A 16,128-nucleotide genomic window follows, 5' to 3' on the forward strand; every position below is an offset into this window, starting at 1 on the left:
ACATGGCAAACAGGAAAACCGAAGCTGAAAAAGAACAGACCGTCGTGCAGAACGGCGAAGTTCAGCAGACTGCTGAAAATCAGACAGACGCACAGACGGAGCAACCCGCTGATTCTGAAACAACAGAACAACAGGGCGAAGCCGATTCCGAAAAGGAAAAGGCAAAGACGGTCAAGCTGACGCTCCGCCACAAAAGCCACACGCCGCACTACCACCGATGCGGACTTACGCTCACAAAGACATTCGCAGAATACGAAGTGAGCGAGGACTGCGTGGAGCGCATCAAGGGTGACAAGTGGATTGAAGTCAAGGACTCTAAATGAAGTCGCTTTTGACGGCAACGGAGCTAGAGGATCGTCTCCCACCAGGTACGCTCCCTCTTGATTCAGACGGCGAAAACCTAGACACAAAGCGCATAGAAATCGCACTTGCCGACGCGACCGGAATAATCGTTGCGTGTCTTCCGTGGCTTCTTGATGAAGAAAACGGCGACATACGCGACGACATTCCGCCACAGTTCGATTTTGCAACCCGTTCGTTCTGCGCCGATATTGCCCGGCACAAACTGACCGACACGGTGACATCGGGCGAGGACGAGAGGGAATGGTTCAAGACGACCATGAGCCTTATCGAGAAAATCGACAAGGAATACAAGGGCGGTCTTTCCGGACCTGGCTTGCAGGAAAGTTTTGTCGTTGAGGCGGACGAGGAGAACGGAATCCCCGAAACCCGCTTCTTCAAGAAAGGACGGTTGTTCTAGTGGCTGGCGCAGTTGTAACGGTACAGGACGACGAGCTGAGAGCTTTATGTTCTAGGCTCAACAAAATGGCTCTGACACCAAGCGAACGCAAGCAGCTGCTCGGTGATGTCGGTGAGGAAATGATAACGCAAACCAAAGACAGGTTTGCTGAAAAGAAAACGCCGGACGGCGACGACTGGGCGGACATAGCCCAGTCCACAAAGGATTACTACAGAAAAAAGTTCAGCGACCCGAATCCGTACAACGGCATTCTTTGGCGGCAGGGCGGATTGATGGATTCGCTCACCCAACAGGCGGATTCTTGGAAAGTGCTTGTGGGCGCGACGAAGATTTATGCAGCCGTGCATCAGTTCGGCTATATGTGGAACAACATTCCCGCCCGACCGTATCTCGGTTTGAGTGCGGACGACAAGACGGAAATAATCGGAATCATAAACGGATTCTTGGAAAGGCGGTCGGCATGAGCAGATACAATTACCTTGACATAAGGGATGAAGCCATAAGGCTCATAAAGGACGGATTTCCCAAAGATAGGTTCAAGAACTTGAAGGTTGCCCCACACGCGGGGCGATTCACCGAGCAGGAAATCAGGCGGCTTGCCACCCAAGCTCCGGCGGTGCTTACATCGCTCATGCAGATAAACGACGGCGAGGGAACGGACAACTCGGAGTGCCGTTTTGTGAGCTGGGTGCTTGTGAGGGCAAACAACGCAGACAAAATCTATGACGAGGGGCTTAAACTCACTTCTCTTTTAATCCCAGTTATCAGAAATATACCCAATGGTTCGGTTTACAATGGAACAGATGTAACGGACATTGAAGCGGAGAACCTGTACACAGGAACGCTAGACAGCATCAATATATCAATGTGGGCTGTCTCTTGGACTTGGAATGTCCGTGCGACACAGATTCCGGAAGGAACTATTGCGACGGACGATGAACTTGAAATGTTTGAAGGCGCGGACGGAACTCTTGAGGTTGAGGAACGGGCGGTCGGCTCAAAGGCAGATATGGAGGTTTAAATGGCAATACCTTTTACTGAAATTCCTGCTTCGCTGCTCGTTCCTGGGCAGTATCAGGAAATCGACAATTCGCTTGCGGGAAGCGTGAGCGATGTGAAACGCGCCCTTATGATTGCCACGATGGCGGCTAGTGGAACTGCAACCGCAGGAAAAGCCGTTCAGGTGCGGAGCGCGGACAAGGCTAAAGTCCTGTTCGGGAACGGAAGCCCTGCTTCGGTAATGGCGGCGGAATTTCTTTCGCACAACACGACGGAAGAGCTTTATGTTCTTCCGATTGTAGAGCCGACAGCCGGAACGAAGTGGAACAGAAGTTTTGCGGTTGCGGCAAGCAATGCGGCAAGCGGCTCTGTGTCAATAACCTTGAACGGAACGAAACTTTCGGCGGCAGTTGCGGAAAGTGCGACCGCCGAAGCAGTTGCCGCAGCAATCACAGCGGCAATCAACGGAGCGGAAAACTGTCCTGTTGAAGCCGAGGTTGTAACAGACACGGAAACAAGCAAGGTTTCCGTAAAGGTCAGCTCGGTGGTAAAGGGCGTTACAGGAAACTCCAACACGGTCGCAATCGAAAGCAACGCAAGCGGCGTTACAATCACCGCACAAACTGCGGTTCTTGGCACTCTCTCGCCGGAAATCGAGCAACCGCTCGAAAATCTTGGTGCGGTTCGCTACCACTATATGGCAAGCGAATTCACAGATTCTACAAACTTGAAGGCACTTGCTGCCGAGCTGAAAGACAGATATACCGCGCTCCGCCAGATTGACGGTCGCTGTTTCGTTGCCCTTTCAGGCGAACTCGGCGACACTTCCACACAGAACACAATGCTCTATGCGGCGCAGTCCATCAACAGCCCGCACATCATCCTTGTTCCGCGCGGAAACGCCGTGCAACATCCGGCAGTCTGGGCGGCGGCATGGTGCGCGGTTCTTTCGCGCAGACTTTCCGACGACCCGGCTGCAAACACAACGTACATCGAGATTGACGATTTGGCGGCTGACGAGTTCGGCTTCAACGACAGGCAGACCATGCTTGAAAATGGCATTTGTACCTATCGCCTTGACAGCACGGGAACAATGCTCGTTGAGCGGGCTGTAACAAGCTACACGGAAAACACCGACGGTGCGCGTGACACGAGCTACCTTGACATTCAGGTGGTGGAGACCGTCTCGGCAATCCGCACGAAAATCAATCAGGAAGCCCGCAAGCGGTTCAAGACTTGGAAACTCGCGCGGACTGAGGAGAATTTCGGCGCGGGTTCAAAGGTCATGACACCGGGCGTATGGCGAAGTTTCCTTGCGGAACTCTACCAGTCCTACTTCATTCAGGAAGTCCAATGGTGCCAGGAGTTCGAGGCATACAAGGATTCAATTCTTGTGGAAGTCAAGTCGGGTTCAAAGACACGGCTTGAATATCAGCACAGACCAGTCCTCATCGGTCAGTTCTACATCGGTGCGGGCTTGAACCAATTCCAGTAAGGAGCGAGAAATGGCAGGATTAAGCAAAGTAAACCGCGTGGTTTCGGCAAATTTAGGCGAGCTGCCGATTCAGGCTGACGGTGGCACATTCAAGCCGTCGGGCTATCAGCGGGAGACTAAGGACGGCGAGCAGCCCGAAAACACATACTTCGTGGAAACGCCGACCCACGCCGAATTGAAGTTGAAACTCAACGCTTCGATTGACCCGCAGTCTTTCAACACCACGGACGACACGCTCACCATCTACACCACGAGCGGAAGCCAGTATGTGATGCCAAAGGCGTGGACGGTTGATATGCCCGAACTCGGCAAGGGCGAATTCGACATTGAGTACCATTCGGCAAAAAGCCAGAAACTGGTGTAAGGGGCGCGTATGGAAGAATGGAAATATACGCTTAAAACACCTGTTACGGTGGGAGAAAGAACCGTTGAGCAGTTGAACTTCCATCGTCCTAAAGTCCGCGATTTTTTGCGGACTGACGGATTTGCCGTCGATTCCATAGGCGCAGACCAAGCATTGTGTTCCGCGCTTACAGGAGAACCAGAAGTCATAGTTTCGGCAATCGACATTGAAGACTGGGCTGTTATCCGTGTGGAACTTCAAAAAGCGTGGCTTAAATTCTTCGGAATCAAACCGCAAAAAAAAGCGGACGCGGAAGCAGAGGAAACGGCGAAGCAGAATCCTTAACAATAGAGCAAGTCCAAGACTGTGTGGCAAGCATGGTCGTGGACTTGCTGGCTGTTCTTAACGGTATGAGTTACGAAACCGTGATGAATTTTACATGGGACGAACTCAAATACTGGCACACAAAAACACAACGACTGAGAGGACATAGATGAACGAGATTAAGGCGGGCGTACTGTTTTTTTTGAAAGACAAGTTTTCTCAGGGAATAAAGGACGCTGGCGGCACGGTGCAGAAATTCGCATCGTCCGCTGCTTCCGCAATTCAAGGCATAGACAAAGCATTTTCAGGACTTGGCACGGCGGCGGGCGCATTGGGCGTTTCGCTTTCTTTGGGTGCTGCCACAAAAGAAATAATCAATTTAAACAACAGACTTACTCGAATCGGGCTGACCGCAAGCGCATCGGCGGAACAAGTAAACGCACTCAAGCAAAAGGTTTTTGAGGCGGCTTCCGATTCAAGCATAAAAATAGACACCACAAGCATAAACGACGCTCTCGATGTCGTTATGACAAAAACAGGCGACCTCAAATATACCGAGGATAACATCCGCAATATAGCCATTGCAATTCAGGCAACTGGGGAACAGGGAGCGTCTATCGGTTCTGTGTTTGCGGAATTTCAAAAGTTCGGATATACGGCTGACCAAATCTCCAAACTTATGGACGATATGGTCAAGCAGGGCGACCAAGGCGCATTTACTTTCGGCGAATTCGCTAAAGCTGGTTCTGCGGTCATTTCCGCATATTCTCCGATAGGCACTGCCCCCGACGACATTAAACGCGCGAATGCTGCCATGCAGATTATTATGATGGGTACGAAGAGCGCGGAGATAGCGGTTACAGCACTCGGCTCTGCAATGTCGGAATTGAGCAGTCCTGACAAGCAACAAAAACTCATGGCTATCGGTGTGCGCGTCCGTGATGATGCGGAGCAATTCCGCGACTTCAATGACATCATGGCGGATTTGCTCAAAGTTTCGGAAAAAGTCGGAAACACGGATTTTCTTGGAAACATCTTCGGTCAGACTTCAATGCAAGCAATCCGCGCATACTCAAACTTCTACAATGATATGTATCCGAAGTTGATGGACTTGGGCGACACGACAGGTGCGATGGAGCAGAAATCCGCGACTATGGCAGGAACGCTCGCCGCAAACTTGCAACAAGTCCAGACAGCTTTTGTTCGCTTTGCGGACGCAAAACTTACAGAACCACTTGAAAAACTGACAGACCTCTTGAACCGTCTTGCGGAAGACCCCGACGCATTCAACAGAATCTTTACTGGAATCGCGGTCGGAATCGGCTCAATCGCCGCCGTCAAAGGTCTTGCAAGCGTGATGAACCTTGTGTCAAGTTTCGTGTCGCTAAAAAAAGGCGGCGGCAAAACAGACCTTTCTGTGAGCATGGGTGGTGCGGGCGACATGGGAATGCCCGTGTATGTTACCAACTGGGGCGGCAAGGCAGGTGCAAGCCCTCTTCCGTCTACTGGCTCGGCAAACACAACGGCGGGCAGAACACCGACAGGACAGCCCGCAGGAACTCCGCTTAACGCGGGTTCGCAGGGAAATACGCTCCAGAGAATGGGCGGAGCGGCTTCACAGGCTTTACAAAACACAACAAAAACTCAAATGGCTATGGGTGGTGCTGCCGCTGGAATCGGAACTGCACTTGTCGCCATTCCAAATGCCGTGAATGAAGTTGCCGCCATAAATGCAGATGAAACTCTGACAAACAAAGAAAAGTCAACGATGAAAGGCGGCGCAATCGGAGACGCTGCGGGAACTGTAGTCGGTGCTACCGTTGGCGGTGCTGCGGGTGTCGCTGCAGGAGCGGCAGCTGGAGCGGCTATCGGCTCTATAGTTCCTGTACTTGGAACAGCCGTTGGCGCACTTGTTGGTGCGGGAATCGGTGCATTGGGTGCCTGGCTTGGCGGAAAAGCAGGTCGTGCAATCGGAGAGGGAATCGGAAGCGCAGTTGCAGGAAATGATGAAGAACAGATTTCAGATACACTTATAAATCAACTGCCCGAAAATTCAATTTCCGCTGATATGCTCCCGTCCGAACTGACAAACCAGTATATGACAGGAAATCAGCCGTTCACAGGCACGACAGCCGAACTTTCAGGCTCTGCCGATGTGAACCTAAACCTTACGCTTACTGACACTCGGACAACGCTTACAGCCGAAACAGCAAACAACACGGCAAGGAACATTCGCGTGAACACAGGAAGCGCGGTTGAGGCAAGGAGTATGCTATGAGTACATCGTCAGCGGCACTCAACTTCGATTCATCTCTCCCAAGACCATACAGCAATTCTTGGCGCGAGGCTTACGGACAAACGGAAGACACACACCGTCTTTCCTCATATCAGGCACCAGAAGGAAAACCGGTCGTATTTGCCTACGACTCAATATCGCTCTCAGGCGGGCAGAATGTGGACACGGCAGAATACCCGCATGGTTTCTGGAGCAACAAGCAGCTTGGTGAAAAAACTCAGACAATAACGGTCAAAGGACATGTCATCGGCTCGTCATATATCGCGCAACGCAACAAACTTGCCGAAGCCCTGCGCATCGCAACGGACGACGACAATCCCGGCTGGCTAGAGCTTCCGCTCTGGGGGCGGTTCAAGGTTGTCGTGAAGAAATGGAATATAGATGAAGAACAGTCAAAAACAGGAATGTCCGAGTTTTCCATTGAACTTGTCAGGGCGGGCTATTCCGACACGAAGCGTTTTGACGAAGCAGCGAAAAGTTTTGTGGCAATGAATGTCGATGGAGCGGCAGAGACGCTAAAAAGTACGGCTGCATCCGTGTTCGAAACCGCCGTGGAAAAATCGAAAGACATCGACACGCTTGCATCGGGATTCGGGAAAATGACGAAAGAACTTGCAAGCATTATCGGCAGGGTGCAGGGAGCGCGAAGCATAATGAACGACATGACGAACAAAGTGAATTCCGTTATGAATTTGATTGCGCAGGGAATCCGCGCCCCAAAAGAACTCGCGCAAGCCTTTGTGTCCGCCGTGTTCGGAATCGCATCTGGAATACTCGAAATCAAGAATGCCATTGCCGAAACCGCCTCATATTTTGCGAGCGATGATGATGACACTTCTACTTCCAGTGGGAGCAGCGACAGTGATGACGGTGACTCAAACACAAATCCCGCAGAACAGTTCATAAAGCGGAACGAAAAAAACGCGCTTATGCAGTTTCTTTCGGCGGCAACATACACAATCGACGAAGAGGCAATCACCGAAATGCAACACAACACAAAGACCGCGCTTGAAAACCTGTACCGTGTGGCATCTTTCGGTGTATGCGCACTGCTTCTCACAAGACTTGATGCGAGTACGGAAACCTACGAGAGCCAGAAGGGGCTTTGGTCGCTGTTCCAAAAACTTGAAGAGTCGCTTTCCCTAGAAGATTCGGACATTTATGCGGCTGTGGACGAATGTCGCGCGGCTTGTGCGCAGACATTGCTATCGTTCAGCTACGATGTGGAACTGACGCGGGAAATCAGACAGGCTATGCCGCTACTTGCACTTGCGGAATATCTCGGCTGTGACGCGGAACGAATCAGAACGTTGAACGCAGTCGCGGATTCGTTCCGCATAAAGGGGAGCGTGATTTATGTCTGAGGTTGCCGTAGCAGTCTGGAATTCCAGTGCAAAAAAATACATCAATGTTTCGTGGACGCGCGTTATGGTCAGAAAGTCGCTTGATGAAATCTGCCACTATGTAGAGGTTAATATTCCCGAAGCCGAACGCGCGAATTTCCACAAGCACGGAATCGTACAAGTGCGTTTTCTGAGCCAGTATATAACCGAAGGGCGCGACAGTTACGGCGGAAAGTACGGCTTCCATCCCGTCACTACAGTCTATATCGACGACATAGACGAAGAAACCGACAAAGAGAAGCATGTCATCACGGTCATAGGTCGGAGCGCAGCACGAGACATAATCGACAGCAAGTGGAGCGAAGCGGTACTCGGTCAGCCAACCTTGCTCGAAATTCTCAGGCAGATTGCGGGCGAGTTCGGCTTTGACAAGGAAGACGTAATCTGCCTTCCGACAACGGCTGGCGACATCACCAAGCCTGTTTTTTCTTTCAGTTGGGAGAACGAAAGCCCGTGGGCAAAACTGCTCACCGTAGCCGACTCGCAGGGGCTAATCATCACATCAAACCAACTCGGCGGGCTGTACATAGAAAAGCCGGCTCGGGGAATCTGCGACTGGGGATTTTTCGTTGAAGAGGGCGTTAATGTCCGAGAACCGCGCCGACATGAAAGCGGGGCGGAGCAATTTCACGAATACATCGTAAACAGTGGCGGAAGACAAGGCAAGGCAACCGACTGGACTTGCCCCAACAAGCGAAAGCTCACGATAAACCTTTCCGAATTCATCGTAGACCAAGAAAAGCTTGACAGGCGGGCAAAGACAGAAATGCTTCGGCGGCGCGAGGACAAAATCACCTGCACGCTCTCAGGCTGGGGCTTGACCGAGGAGCAGATACGGAAACTCGGCGGCACATACCACAAGGAAATTTTTTGGGAAGTGAACCTTTTAATCCAAGTTAAACTACCTTCCTGTGGCGTAAATGCTAATATGCTCATATCACAGGTGGAATACACTGCCGATACGGAGTCGTTCTCCTGTGACATAACGCTTGTGAAGCCGGAGGCATATCGTTGAGCATTGGCGAACTAGCCGCAAAAATCAGAAACATCTTCCAGCCGGGCGATTTCGTAAAACGGAACGATGACGGCTCAATTCAGATACAGACTGCTTACAACCGTGTAATCGACAATATTTCGCCCGCCTATCCCTACGGATTTGCGGCAAAAGCACAAAAAGGAACTGTCACAATCCTCTGCGCGGGCGGAAACTTGGACGCTGTTCGTGTCTTTCCTGTCGAGGCGGCTGATGACGAGAATATTCCCGACCTGAGTGACGGCGATGTGGCAATCTATGCGAATGGCGGTTCGCTCGTGGTGTGCCGACAGGACGGAACTGTGGAACTGAACGGAAAACAAAACGGCGGCATGATAATGGCTGCGGAACTGAAAAAGCAACTCGCCGTTCTGACCGCCCGCACTGATGCGGTTTACAACGCATTGCAGAATTCCCCGACTGCCGCTCAGGACGGCGGTGCAGCGTACAAAGCCGCAATCGTAACTGCCCTTTCTGCCGTAACGCAAAAAGAGGATTTCTCTAACATTGAGAGTGACAAGGCTTTTCACGGCACGGGGGTTTCAAAATGACGGTCGGAAAACTGGAGAACTGGCTCGACATCCGCGAAGTCGTGCTTATGAGCATCGGCACTGACAAAGGCAGATGGTGGGCTGACGCTGAATTCGGCTCGGAAATATGGAAACTGCGCCATAGTGGGAAACTGAACGAAAATACTGTTGGAACTTTCCGACAGATGGTGCTTGATTCGCTCCAATGGCTTGTGGACGATGCTCTTGCGTCCGGAATCGAATGTGAAGCCGAACAAAAAGGTCGCGACACGATTGCCTACCGAGTGGAAGTCACCCGCCCTGACGGGAATACGATAGAGATAAAGGACAGTTGGAATGGCATTTGAACGGGAAACATTGCAGACTTTGCTAGACAGGGCATACAACAATTACATGAGTCGCTTGAAGCCGCTTGACCGAACGCCTAGGCACAGCATCATCAAGGTGCTTGCTGCCGTGGATGCGGGCGAGACGCACCAGCTTCTCGGCGACCTTTCTTTTCTCGTAAACCAGATATTTCCCGACACTGCAACGGGCGAGTACCTGCGTGCGCATTTTTCCCTGCAAGTACCGCCGCTCTACGCGAGCGCGGCGACCGGAAAAGTTGTGCAGACGGGTGTTGCGGGCGCAGCAGTTCCCAAAGGCTTCGTCTATACATCAAGCGCGGGGAAACGCTACTTCACATCACGCTCGTACACGGTCGGCGAGGACGGTACAGTGGAAGTATGGGTAACGGCAGAGGAATCGGGGAGCGCATCGAATCTTGACGAGGATTCGGAACTTACCGTGGCTTCCGCTCTTTCGGCAGGACTTGATTCAAGCGTCAAGGTCGCTGCTGACGGAATCGCGGGCGGCGTGGATGGCGAGACCGACTACGAGTATCTTTCGCGCGTCATTGCCACGCTCCGAAACACCACGCGTTACGGAAAGCCGGGTGATTGGGCTGCATGGGCAGTAGACTCTTCATCGGAAGTCTCAAAGGCGTTCGAAATAAAACTTTTTGATTCATTCGGAACGCTTCTAATCCAAGTCATAAACGGAAACCAGATTGACGGCGTGAGTCAGGTGCATAACCTTGCCACCGTGCAGTCGTACATAGAAAGCGTAGCCCCACCATCGCTATTTACCGTGCAAACACCGGAACTTGTCAAAGTGAATCCGACCATTCAGCTGCTTGAAGGCGAGGATACCGTATCGAACCGTAACCTCGTAATAAGCCGACTCAAAGTCTACCTAAATGCGAAGGCTGAACCGGGATGCACGATTGCTCAATCAACATTGCAGACTGTCATCATCGATGGCGTGACTATTTCAAAAGCTGTTCTCACACTGCCCGGCGGGGAGATTTCCACCACGGTACTTCAATATCCGATTTTGGGAGATGTCGCATGGATTTAGGAAACGGCACTACAGGCGAATATCTTGTCGCACTAAAAAAACTGCTCCCGCAAGGCTCATACTGGGATAAGATTTTGGAGAACGCGAATGGTGATGTTCCGCTTGTGCTTTCGGCGCGGGCTGAGAGCCTTGCCGCATTCAAAAAGCGCATGAACGACGCGCTTCTTGAGTCCTATCCTGATTTTGCCACGGAGACGCTTGAAGACTGGGAACGCATTTACCTTGACAGCACGAACGAGGGGCTTGACGCCGATTCACGCAGAACGCTTCTTCGGGTACGACGCGCAGGCGGGGTGAACATCGCAATTCTGCGAGCGATAGCCGAAGCCTACGGTGCGACAATAAAGAGCGTGGAATTTCCGTATAAGCCTGCAATGTTCGCCCGCACGCAGTTCGGGCTTAGTTTTATGTCGCCACCAGCGGGGCTTTGGGTGGCGTTCATCTATGCAATATGTGCGGATGAAAATCGCGACAAGTTTGAAAGCGCAGTGCGACAGGCAATGCTTGCGCATCAAGTATTATTTTTCGTGTATGGAGAATAGATTATGGCAGGAATGTTTCCTACAAACAAAGAAATTACGGCGTTCGGGAAAACAGTCAAATTTCCGGGCGTAGATGAAAACGGCAAATTTACAAACGGAGATTTTTCAAATCCGGATATTCCGCCAAGTTTTCTTGATGCAAACACGGTCAACTTGATTATTGACAACCTAAATGCGCTCATTGCTCACCTCGGAGGAAATGCGAATAACACGGACGGAGAGCAGTTGAAAAAACTCTTTTCTATCACGGCGGAAGCGAACAAGGCGATTAAACGAGATTCTGAAGGAAGAGCTAAAGTTGCTCCTCCTGTTGAAGCTGACGATATTGCACGCAAGAAAGAAGTTGACGACATAATCAATGGCGAGGTTGAGTTAAAAAAACTGACTGTTCAAGGGGATATTGTACAGAGAGGTGAAAACAAAATCACACACGCTGAACACGTTCATACAAAGCAAGATATGATTCATTTGCGAGAGGGAGCGCAAACAGCTCTCGGCGCGAAAGAACTTGCCGGTCTTGTTGCTGAAAAATATGACGGAACCAAAAACGGGGTTTTAGGATTTGGAAAAGATGGAATTGCACGCGTGGGAGATAAAGGAGATGAACAACCGCTTGCTTGTCGTGCTGAAAATTCAGAAATGACAGGCGGTGCGCTTGTAGGCTGGAATGCTTTAAAACAAAGGCTAGAAAGTCATCTTGGTTTTAAATTCAACGGAATTCAAAATAACGCTGACCGCACAAATTACGCGGTTTGTTCTACACCAGCGGCTACACAGGCTAAAAACTGCGACTGTGCAGGATTTAATCTCGTTACAGGGGCTGAAATCACCGTTAAATTTACCATGACAAACACAGCAAATTCTCCTATGTTGAATGTAAACAACACAGGAGCAAAACCGATTTATTACAGAGGGTCGGAGGTTGCATCTTCCATTCTTTCCGCGAATTGCACTTATACCTTCAGATATAATGGTTCGCAATACGAGCTTGTAGGAGAAATAAGTGAAACTGTAACAAAAGAAAAAATTGGTTTAGGGGATGTTGATAACACTCCAGATAGTAAAAAAAATGTAAATTCTGCAAAAACAGCAGGAAACGCCGATACCGTAGACGGTTTTCATGCAGGAAGCGCAAATGGAATGCTTGTTCCAATTGTTGAGTCTAAATTTGAAGCGGATAAAGGGTATTTAAAATTGATGAACGGTTTGATTTTACAGTGGATAAATGTTGCTGAAAATTGGTCTGAACCGACGAGGGTGTCTTTCCCCATAAAATTCTCAGAAATTCCAAGCGTTTTAGGCTCGATGTCCCACACAGGTGCTGATTCTTATTCAGGAACGGTGAAGGTGTTTAATAAAAATCTTGAAGGTTTTAATATCTCCGCAAACCATTCCGGCGAAATAATAAATTCAAGTCTTTCGTTTTTTTGTATAGGTAAATAACGAACGGTTTGTTGGTGCAGTGGGGAACTGCGTTGTCGTGCAGCAATAGTTCTGTTAAGCGTTCTTTTTCAATCCCTTTTGCATCAATTCCGATTGTCGTTATAACACCCGAGTTTGACAGAAGAGGCTCGAGAGCCTCTATGTATAACATTAGCAAAAGTGATTTTTCTTTTGCTGTTTTTACCGCGGAAGATACCTATCTCAATGACAAAAAAAGTTTTTACATTGCAATCGGAAAATAGGATGTTAAAGCCCAATCGCAATCCAATAGCCTCCAAACGTGCCGTCAACTTTTGCGTTTGGTGAAAATCTGATATATTCTTTTTCTTGTTTGTCAATTCTTGTTCGACCCCCTGCAACAAACGCATAAGTCTTATTAGAAAAAGAAATATCAAAATGAATAATAACGTCATCTTTACTAGGGTAAGCTCCCCACTGCACAATCAAACCGTTCGCCTTAAAACCAAAATCCTTTTTATAATCCTCCGTAAGTAAGGAGGTAATTATGATTTACGGATATATCCGCGTCTCGACGGACGGGCAGACGGTCGAGAACCAGAAACTCGCAATCAGGAATTTCTGCCGCTACAGGCGGCTTCATCATGTGCAGTGGATTTCGGAGACAATCAGCGGGACGAAAAAGCCGGAGAAACGGAAACTCGGAACATTGCTTTCGGACGCGCGGGAGGGAGACACGATAATCGTGACGGAACTCTCGCGGCTTGGTCGGTCGCTGATGATGATTCTTGATGTGCTTCAGGAACTCTTGGAGAAGAAGGTGCGTGTCATCGCGATAAAAGAGGGCTATGAACTCGGAGACAACATCCAGAGCAAGGTGCTTGCGTTTGCGTTCGGGCTTTCCGCCGAAATTGAGCGGACGCTTCTCTCGGAGAGGACGAAACAGGGGCTGGAGCGGGCAAGGAAAGCGGGAAAGCAGATTGGTCGCCTTCCCGGACAGAAACCCCAGCATTACAAACTTGCCCCGCATCGCCACAAGATACGGCGGTGGCTCAAAGAGGGACGGAGCAAACTGTCAATCGCGCGGGAACTGGGCGTCACATGGTGCACGCTCGACAGGTTCATCAGGCAACACCTCCATGACAAGCCTCCGAAGCCGCTGACCGAACCGCCGAAAAAGCACGGGCATCCGACGATACTGGAAAAGCAGTGGTTCGAGCGGCACGGGCAGTAACTGTCAGAAGATTGTAATGCGCGTTAATATATGCCCAACCTCAAAAAGCGTTATCCTTTAGGCATACAAACAAAGGGCAGAAACCCGCGTGCTGGAACACGCGGACAAGTGCTACGAACACTTACTGGATAACCAGCTTCCACCCAGAACATACTAGGAATATCGGTTGTTTCCGTCTCAAGGTTTAGTCCCCATTGACAGTGTAATTTTATCACTCGTGGGAGGACTTAAAATGAGTGAATTTGTATATCAGCCGAAATACGGCATTGTGGTTCTGTGCACCGACGAATCGGAACAGAAGTCGCTTTATGAAAAGCTGCTCGCTTTGGGCTTGAGGCTTAAGGTGGTGGCAGTATGAGAAGAATCAGCGTTCACAAGCGTTGCACTGACTACGAAACATACCGTGCGGCGCGGGTAAAGAGCCTTTTCAACGCCGAGAGGGGCGACAGGCTGGACATCGAGCTTGACACCGACATTGACGAGTTCGACTGGCAGGTTGGCGTTGTCGTGGGCGCGTCGGGAACGGGGAAGACTTCAATAGGCGAGACATTTTTTGACGGCGGCATTTACGACCTGAAAAAGGCGTGGGCAGAGGACAAGCCGATTATCGACGCAATCGCGCCGGACGGCGACTTCAACGCGGTGACATCCGCTCTTTCTGCCGTGGGGCTTGGGAGCGTTCCCTCTTGGCTTCGTCCTTTCCACTTGCTCTCAAACGGCGAGCAGTTCAGGGCGGCTCTTGCGCGTCTACTTCTTGAGGGGAAAAAGGAAGTCGTGCTTGACGAGTTCACGAGCGTGGTTGACCGTCAGGTCGCGAAAATCGGCGCGGGCGCGTTCCAGAAGGCTTGGCGGCGAGAGCCTGGTCGGAAAGCCGTCATTCTTTCGCCGCACTATGACATCTTGGAATGGCTTGAACCCGACTGGATTATAGACACGAACGAGATGGTCTATAAAAGGAGGTGTCTTCGGCGACCTAAAATCGATGTTGAAATCATGCGGACGACTGGAAGTTACTGGCACTACTTTAAGCCACATTATTATCTAGACTTGCCGATGCCTGTTGCGGCTCAATATTTTGTAGGGCTTGTTGACGGAAAGCCAGTGGCTCATGTGGCGGTCGCCCCAATGTTCCAGAACGGCTACTACAGGGCGACGCGGCTCGTCGTGCTTCCCGAATGGCAGGGATGCGGCGTGGGCACTCGTTTCCTGAACGCGGTCTGCCAGTGGCACTTGGACGGAAACGGACGGTGCGGAAAGAAACTTCCCGTGCTGTTCCACACTTCTCATCCGCAGATGGCGGCGGCTTTGCGTCGCTCTCCGCTATGGGTGCAGAAAAGCGCGGTTCTCTATCAGAAGGCGAGCAAGACGGCATTCCAGATGACTGGCGGGCGCGGTCACTTCGGAGGACATTTCCGGGCGGTGCAGGGCTTCGCATACAAGGGGGCGCGTGATGATTAAGGTTTTCATTGCGGGTCAGAAGTCGTTCGGTGCGGCTGTTTACAAAGCCGTGTGCAAGGCGGGCTATGCCGTTACAGGTGTCGCTTGCCCTGCCGACGGTCAGTATTACGACAGGCTAAAGAAAGCCGCATATTGCGACAATCCGCGTCCTGTTATAATCGATTCGGAAAAACTGCGCTCATCGGACATTCCCGACGGCACGGACGTAATCATAGCGGCGCACAGCCACCACTTCATCAGCACTAAGACGCGGGAAAAGGTGAAGTATGCCGTGGGCTATCATCCCTCGCTTCTTCCGCGACATCGCGGGCGTGATGCGGTCAAGTGGACGGTGCGCTTCGGCGACACTGTTGCTGGCGGCACGATTTACGAGCTTAGTGAAAAGGTTGACGGCGGAGCAATCGTCTTGCAGCGTTCCGTTCTTGTGAAAAAGGAATGGACTTACAAGGACTTGTGGCGCGAGGCTCTGTTCCCGCTCGGCGTGGAATTGGTGCTTGAAACCTTGAAGATGATTGAGGAAGGCAGATATTCGGCGACACCGCAGGACGAGAGCCTAGCGACATGGGAGCCACCCACAGACCAGAACACCCGCCTTTTCAGACCCGAACTTATGATGCTCGGCTAGAAAAAGAAAACGCTATGTGCAAGCCGTTTGCACATAGCGTGATTTTTAAGGCGAGCAGTTATCGCTTCAAAAAGTGCGTTTTTTCGTTGCGTGTTACATCAAATAAAGCAGGATTTGAACCTCCATATACTTGGACTAAAACAACAGCAGCACAGTCAAAGACAAATGTAACTGCAAACTGGCCATAATTTTTAAATAAGTAGTAAAAAAATTGAGGCTGTTCATAACGAATAGCCTTTTTTGTTTAACGATTGTTGCAGTAGGGTATGGAGCGGTTCTGCGTAGCA

The 16,128-nt window shown here is 50.7% G+C and carries 21 protein-coding genes; 20 read left to right on the plus strand and 1 reads right to left on the minus strand.

Translation table 11 applies throughout. From position 1 onward, the window contains the following. Positions 1-2: 2 nt before the first annotated feature. The 16 genes from FXX65_RS03525 (at position 3) to FXX65_RS09860 (ending at position 12,808) form a co-directional block, all read left to right on the plus strand. Positions 3-323: a hypothetical protein gene (locus FXX65_RS03525; protein WP_147615116.1), complete on the plus strand. Its 321-nt coding sequence runs from the start codon at positions 3-5 to the stop codon at positions 321-323. Beyond that, complete coding sequence (locus FXX65_RS03530; protein ID WP_147615117.1) at positions 320-760, plus strand: hypothetical protein; 441 nt, start codon at positions 320-322, stop codon at positions 758-760. Before FXX65_RS03525 ends, FXX65_RS03530 begins: the two co-directional genes overlap by 4 nt. Then, a complete protein-coding gene (locus tag FXX65_RS03535) occupies positions 760-1,224 on the plus strand; it encodes a phage virion morphogenesis protein (RefSeq protein ID WP_281282659.1) in 465 nt (154 codons plus the stop codon). Before FXX65_RS03530 ends, FXX65_RS03535 begins: the two co-directional genes overlap by 1 nt. Next, positions 1,221-1,781, plus strand: coding sequence for a hypothetical protein (locus FXX65_RS03540; RefSeq protein WP_147615119.1), 561 nt, complete (start codon positions 1,221-1,223; stop codon positions 1,779-1,781). The genes FXX65_RS03535 and FXX65_RS03540 overlap by 4 nt, the downstream gene beginning before the upstream one ends. Further along, positions 1,782-3,254 (plus strand): phage tail sheath subtilisin-like domain-containing protein, encoded by a 1,473-nt coding sequence (locus tag FXX65_RS03545; protein WP_147615120.1) that lies wholly within the window; start codon positions 1,782-1,784, stop codon positions 3,252-3,254. It begins immediately after the preceding gene. A gap of 10 nt (positions 3,255-3,264) precedes the next feature. Beyond that, the gene (locus FXX65_RS03550) at positions 3,265-3,618 is read left to right on the plus strand and encodes a phage tail tube protein (protein ID WP_147615121.1); all 354 of its coding nucleotides are present in this window, start codon (positions 3,265-3,267) and stop codon (positions 3,616-3,618) included. 9 nt (positions 3,619-3,627) lie between these two features. Beyond that, positions 3,628-3,942, plus strand: coding sequence for a phage tail assembly protein (locus tag FXX65_RS03555; protein ID WP_147615122.1), 315 nt, complete (start codon positions 3,628-3,630; stop codon positions 3,940-3,942). Positions 3,943-4,090: 148 nt separating this feature from the next. Continuing rightward, entirely contained in the window at positions 4,091-6,199 is a 2,109-nt protein-coding gene (locus FXX65_RS03560; RefSeq protein ID WP_147615123.1) for a phage tail tape measure protein, read from the plus strand. Then, positions 6,196-7,581 carry a DNA circularization N-terminal domain-containing protein gene (locus FXX65_RS03565; RefSeq protein WP_147615124.1) on the plus strand — a complete coding sequence of 462 codons (1,386 nt, stop codon included), beginning with the start codon at positions 6,196-6,198 and terminating at the stop codon, positions 7,579-7,581. The genes FXX65_RS03560 and FXX65_RS03565 overlap by 4 nt, the downstream gene beginning before the upstream one ends. Continuing rightward, positions 7,574-8,635, plus strand: a complete 1,062-nt coding sequence (locus tag FXX65_RS03570) for a hypothetical protein (protein ID WP_147615125.1) — start codon at positions 7,574-7,576, stop codon at positions 8,633-8,635. Before FXX65_RS03565 ends, FXX65_RS03570 begins: the two co-directional genes overlap by 8 nt. Further along, positions 8,632-9,204 (plus strand): phage baseplate assembly protein, encoded by a 573-nt coding sequence (locus FXX65_RS03575; RefSeq protein ID WP_147615126.1) that lies wholly within the window; start codon positions 8,632-8,634, stop codon positions 9,202-9,204. Before FXX65_RS03570 ends, FXX65_RS03575 begins: the two co-directional genes overlap by 4 nt. After that, positions 9,201-9,530: a phage GP46 family protein gene (locus tag FXX65_RS03580; protein ID WP_147615127.1), complete on the plus strand. Its 330-nt coding sequence runs from the start codon at positions 9,201-9,203 to the stop codon at positions 9,528-9,530. The genes FXX65_RS03575 and FXX65_RS03580 overlap by 4 nt, the downstream gene beginning before the upstream one ends. After that, positions 9,520-10,581, plus strand: a complete 1,062-nt coding sequence (locus tag FXX65_RS03585; RefSeq protein WP_147615128.1) for a baseplate J/gp47 family protein — start codon at positions 9,520-9,522, stop codon at positions 10,579-10,581. Before FXX65_RS03580 ends, FXX65_RS03585 begins: the two co-directional genes overlap by 11 nt. Continuing rightward, entirely contained in the window at positions 10,572-11,123 is a 552-nt protein-coding gene (locus FXX65_RS03590; RefSeq protein WP_187116205.1) for a putative phage tail protein, read from the plus strand. The genes FXX65_RS03585 and FXX65_RS03590 overlap by 10 nt, the downstream gene beginning before the upstream one ends. A gap of 3 nt (positions 11,124-11,126) precedes the next feature. Further along, positions 11,127-12,566: a gp53-like domain-containing protein gene (locus FXX65_RS03595; protein WP_147615130.1), complete on the plus strand. Its 1,440-nt coding sequence runs from the start codon at positions 11,127-11,129 to the stop codon at positions 12,564-12,566. Positions 12,567-12,580: 14 nt separating this feature from the next. After that, positions 12,581-12,808 (plus strand): gp53-like domain-containing protein, encoded by a 228-nt coding sequence (locus FXX65_RS09860; RefSeq protein ID WP_456293460.1) that lies wholly within the window; start codon positions 12,581-12,583, stop codon positions 12,806-12,808. Between the two features lie 4 nt (positions 12,809-12,812). Here the strand turns inward: FXX65_RS09860 and FXX65_RS03600 are convergent, their stop codons facing one another. Next, positions 12,813-13,007, minus strand: coding sequence for a hypothetical protein (locus FXX65_RS03600; RefSeq protein ID WP_456293461.1), 195 nt, complete (start codon positions 13,005-13,007; stop codon positions 12,813-12,815). Positions 13,008-13,071: 64 nt separating this feature from the next. Here FXX65_RS03600 and FXX65_RS03605 point away from each other — a divergent pair, with 64 nt between their 5' ends. The 4 genes from FXX65_RS03605 to FXX65_RS03615 all read left to right on the plus strand — a co-directional run bounded on the left by FXX65_RS03605 (position 13,072) and on the right by FXX65_RS03615 (position 15,841). After that, positions 13,072-13,758 carry a recombinase family protein gene (locus FXX65_RS03605; RefSeq protein WP_147615132.1) on the plus strand — a complete coding sequence of 229 codons (687 nt, stop codon included), beginning with the start codon at positions 13,072-13,074 and terminating at the stop codon, positions 13,756-13,758. 232 nt (positions 13,759-13,990) lie between these two features. Continuing rightward, entirely contained in the window at positions 13,991-14,116 is a 126-nt protein-coding gene (locus FXX65_RS09795) for a hypothetical protein (protein ID WP_281282660.1), read from the plus strand. Next, positions 14,113-15,216, plus strand: coding sequence for a GNAT family N-acetyltransferase (locus tag FXX65_RS03610; RefSeq protein ID WP_147615133.1), 1,104 nt, complete (start codon positions 14,113-14,115; stop codon positions 15,214-15,216). Before FXX65_RS09795 ends, FXX65_RS03610 begins: the two co-directional genes overlap by 4 nt. After that, the gene (locus FXX65_RS03615; RefSeq protein ID WP_147615134.1) at positions 15,209-15,841 is read left to right on the plus strand and encodes a formyltransferase family protein; all 633 of its coding nucleotides are present in this window, start codon (positions 15,209-15,211) and stop codon (positions 15,839-15,841) included. Before FXX65_RS03610 ends, FXX65_RS03615 begins: the two co-directional genes overlap by 8 nt. The last annotated feature ends 287 nt before the right edge of the window (positions 15,842-16,128 follow it).

This window comes from Treponema pectinovorum, from assembly GCF_900497595.1.
Classification (GTDB): domain Bacteria; phylum Spirochaetota; class Spirochaetia; order Treponematales; family Treponemataceae; genus Treponema_D; species Treponema_D pectinovorum.

Coding starts and splice junctions, on each gene's coding strand:
- FXX65_RS03525 (WP_147615116.1), top strand. CDS start 3: ATGGCAAACAGGAAAACCGAAGCTGAAAAAGAACAGACCGTCGTGCAG.
- FXX65_RS03530 (WP_147615117.1), top strand. CDS start 320: ATGAAGTCGCTTTTGACGGCAACGGAGCTAGAGGATCGTCTCCCACCA.
- FXX65_RS03540 (WP_147615119.1), top strand. CDS start 1,221: ATGAGCAGATACAATTACCTTGACATAAGGGATGAAGCCATAAGGCTC.
- FXX65_RS03545 (WP_147615120.1), top strand. CDS start 1,782: ATGGCAATACCTTTTACTGAAATTCCTGCTTCGCTGCTCGTTCCTGGG.
- FXX65_RS03550 (WP_147615121.1), top strand. CDS start 3,265: ATGGCAGGATTAAGCAAAGTAAACCGCGTGGTTTCGGCAAATTTAGGC.
- FXX65_RS03555 (WP_147615122.1), top strand. CDS start 3,628: ATGGAAGAATGGAAATATACGCTTAAAACACCTGTTACGGTGGGAGAA.
- FXX65_RS03560 (WP_147615123.1), top strand. CDS start 4,091: ATGAACGAGATTAAGGCGGGCGTACTGTTTTTTTTGAAAGACAAGTTT.
- FXX65_RS03565 (WP_147615124.1), top strand. CDS start 6,196: ATGAGTACATCGTCAGCGGCACTCAACTTCGATTCATCTCTCCCAAGA.
- FXX65_RS03570 (WP_147615125.1), top strand. CDS start 7,574: ATGTCTGAGGTTGCCGTAGCAGTCTGGAATTCCAGTGCAAAAAAATAC.
- FXX65_RS03580 (WP_147615127.1), top strand. CDS start 9,201: ATGACGGTCGGAAAACTGGAGAACTGGCTCGACATCCGCGAAGTCGTG.
- FXX65_RS03585 (WP_147615128.1), top strand. CDS start 9,520: ATGGCATTTGAACGGGAAACATTGCAGACTTTGCTAGACAGGGCATAC.
- FXX65_RS03590 (WP_187116205.1), top strand. CDS start 10,572: ATGGATTTAGGAAACGGCACTACAGGCGAATATCTTGTCGCACTAAAA.
- FXX65_RS03595 (WP_147615130.1), top strand. CDS start 11,127: ATGGCAGGAATGTTTCCTACAAACAAAGAAATTACGGCGTTCGGGAAA.
- FXX65_RS03605 (WP_147615132.1), top strand. CDS start 13,072: ATGATTTACGGATATATCCGCGTCTCGACGGACGGGCAGACGGTCGAG.
- FXX65_RS09795 (WP_281282660.1), top strand. CDS start 13,991: ATGAGTGAATTTGTATATCAGCCGAAATACGGCATTGTGGTTCTGTGC.
- FXX65_RS03610 (WP_147615133.1), top strand. CDS start 14,113: ATGAGAAGAATCAGCGTTCACAAGCGTTGCACTGACTACGAAACATAC.
- FXX65_RS03615 (WP_147615134.1), top strand. CDS start 15,209: ATGATTAAGGTTTTCATTGCGGGTCAGAAGTCGTTCGGTGCGGCTGTT.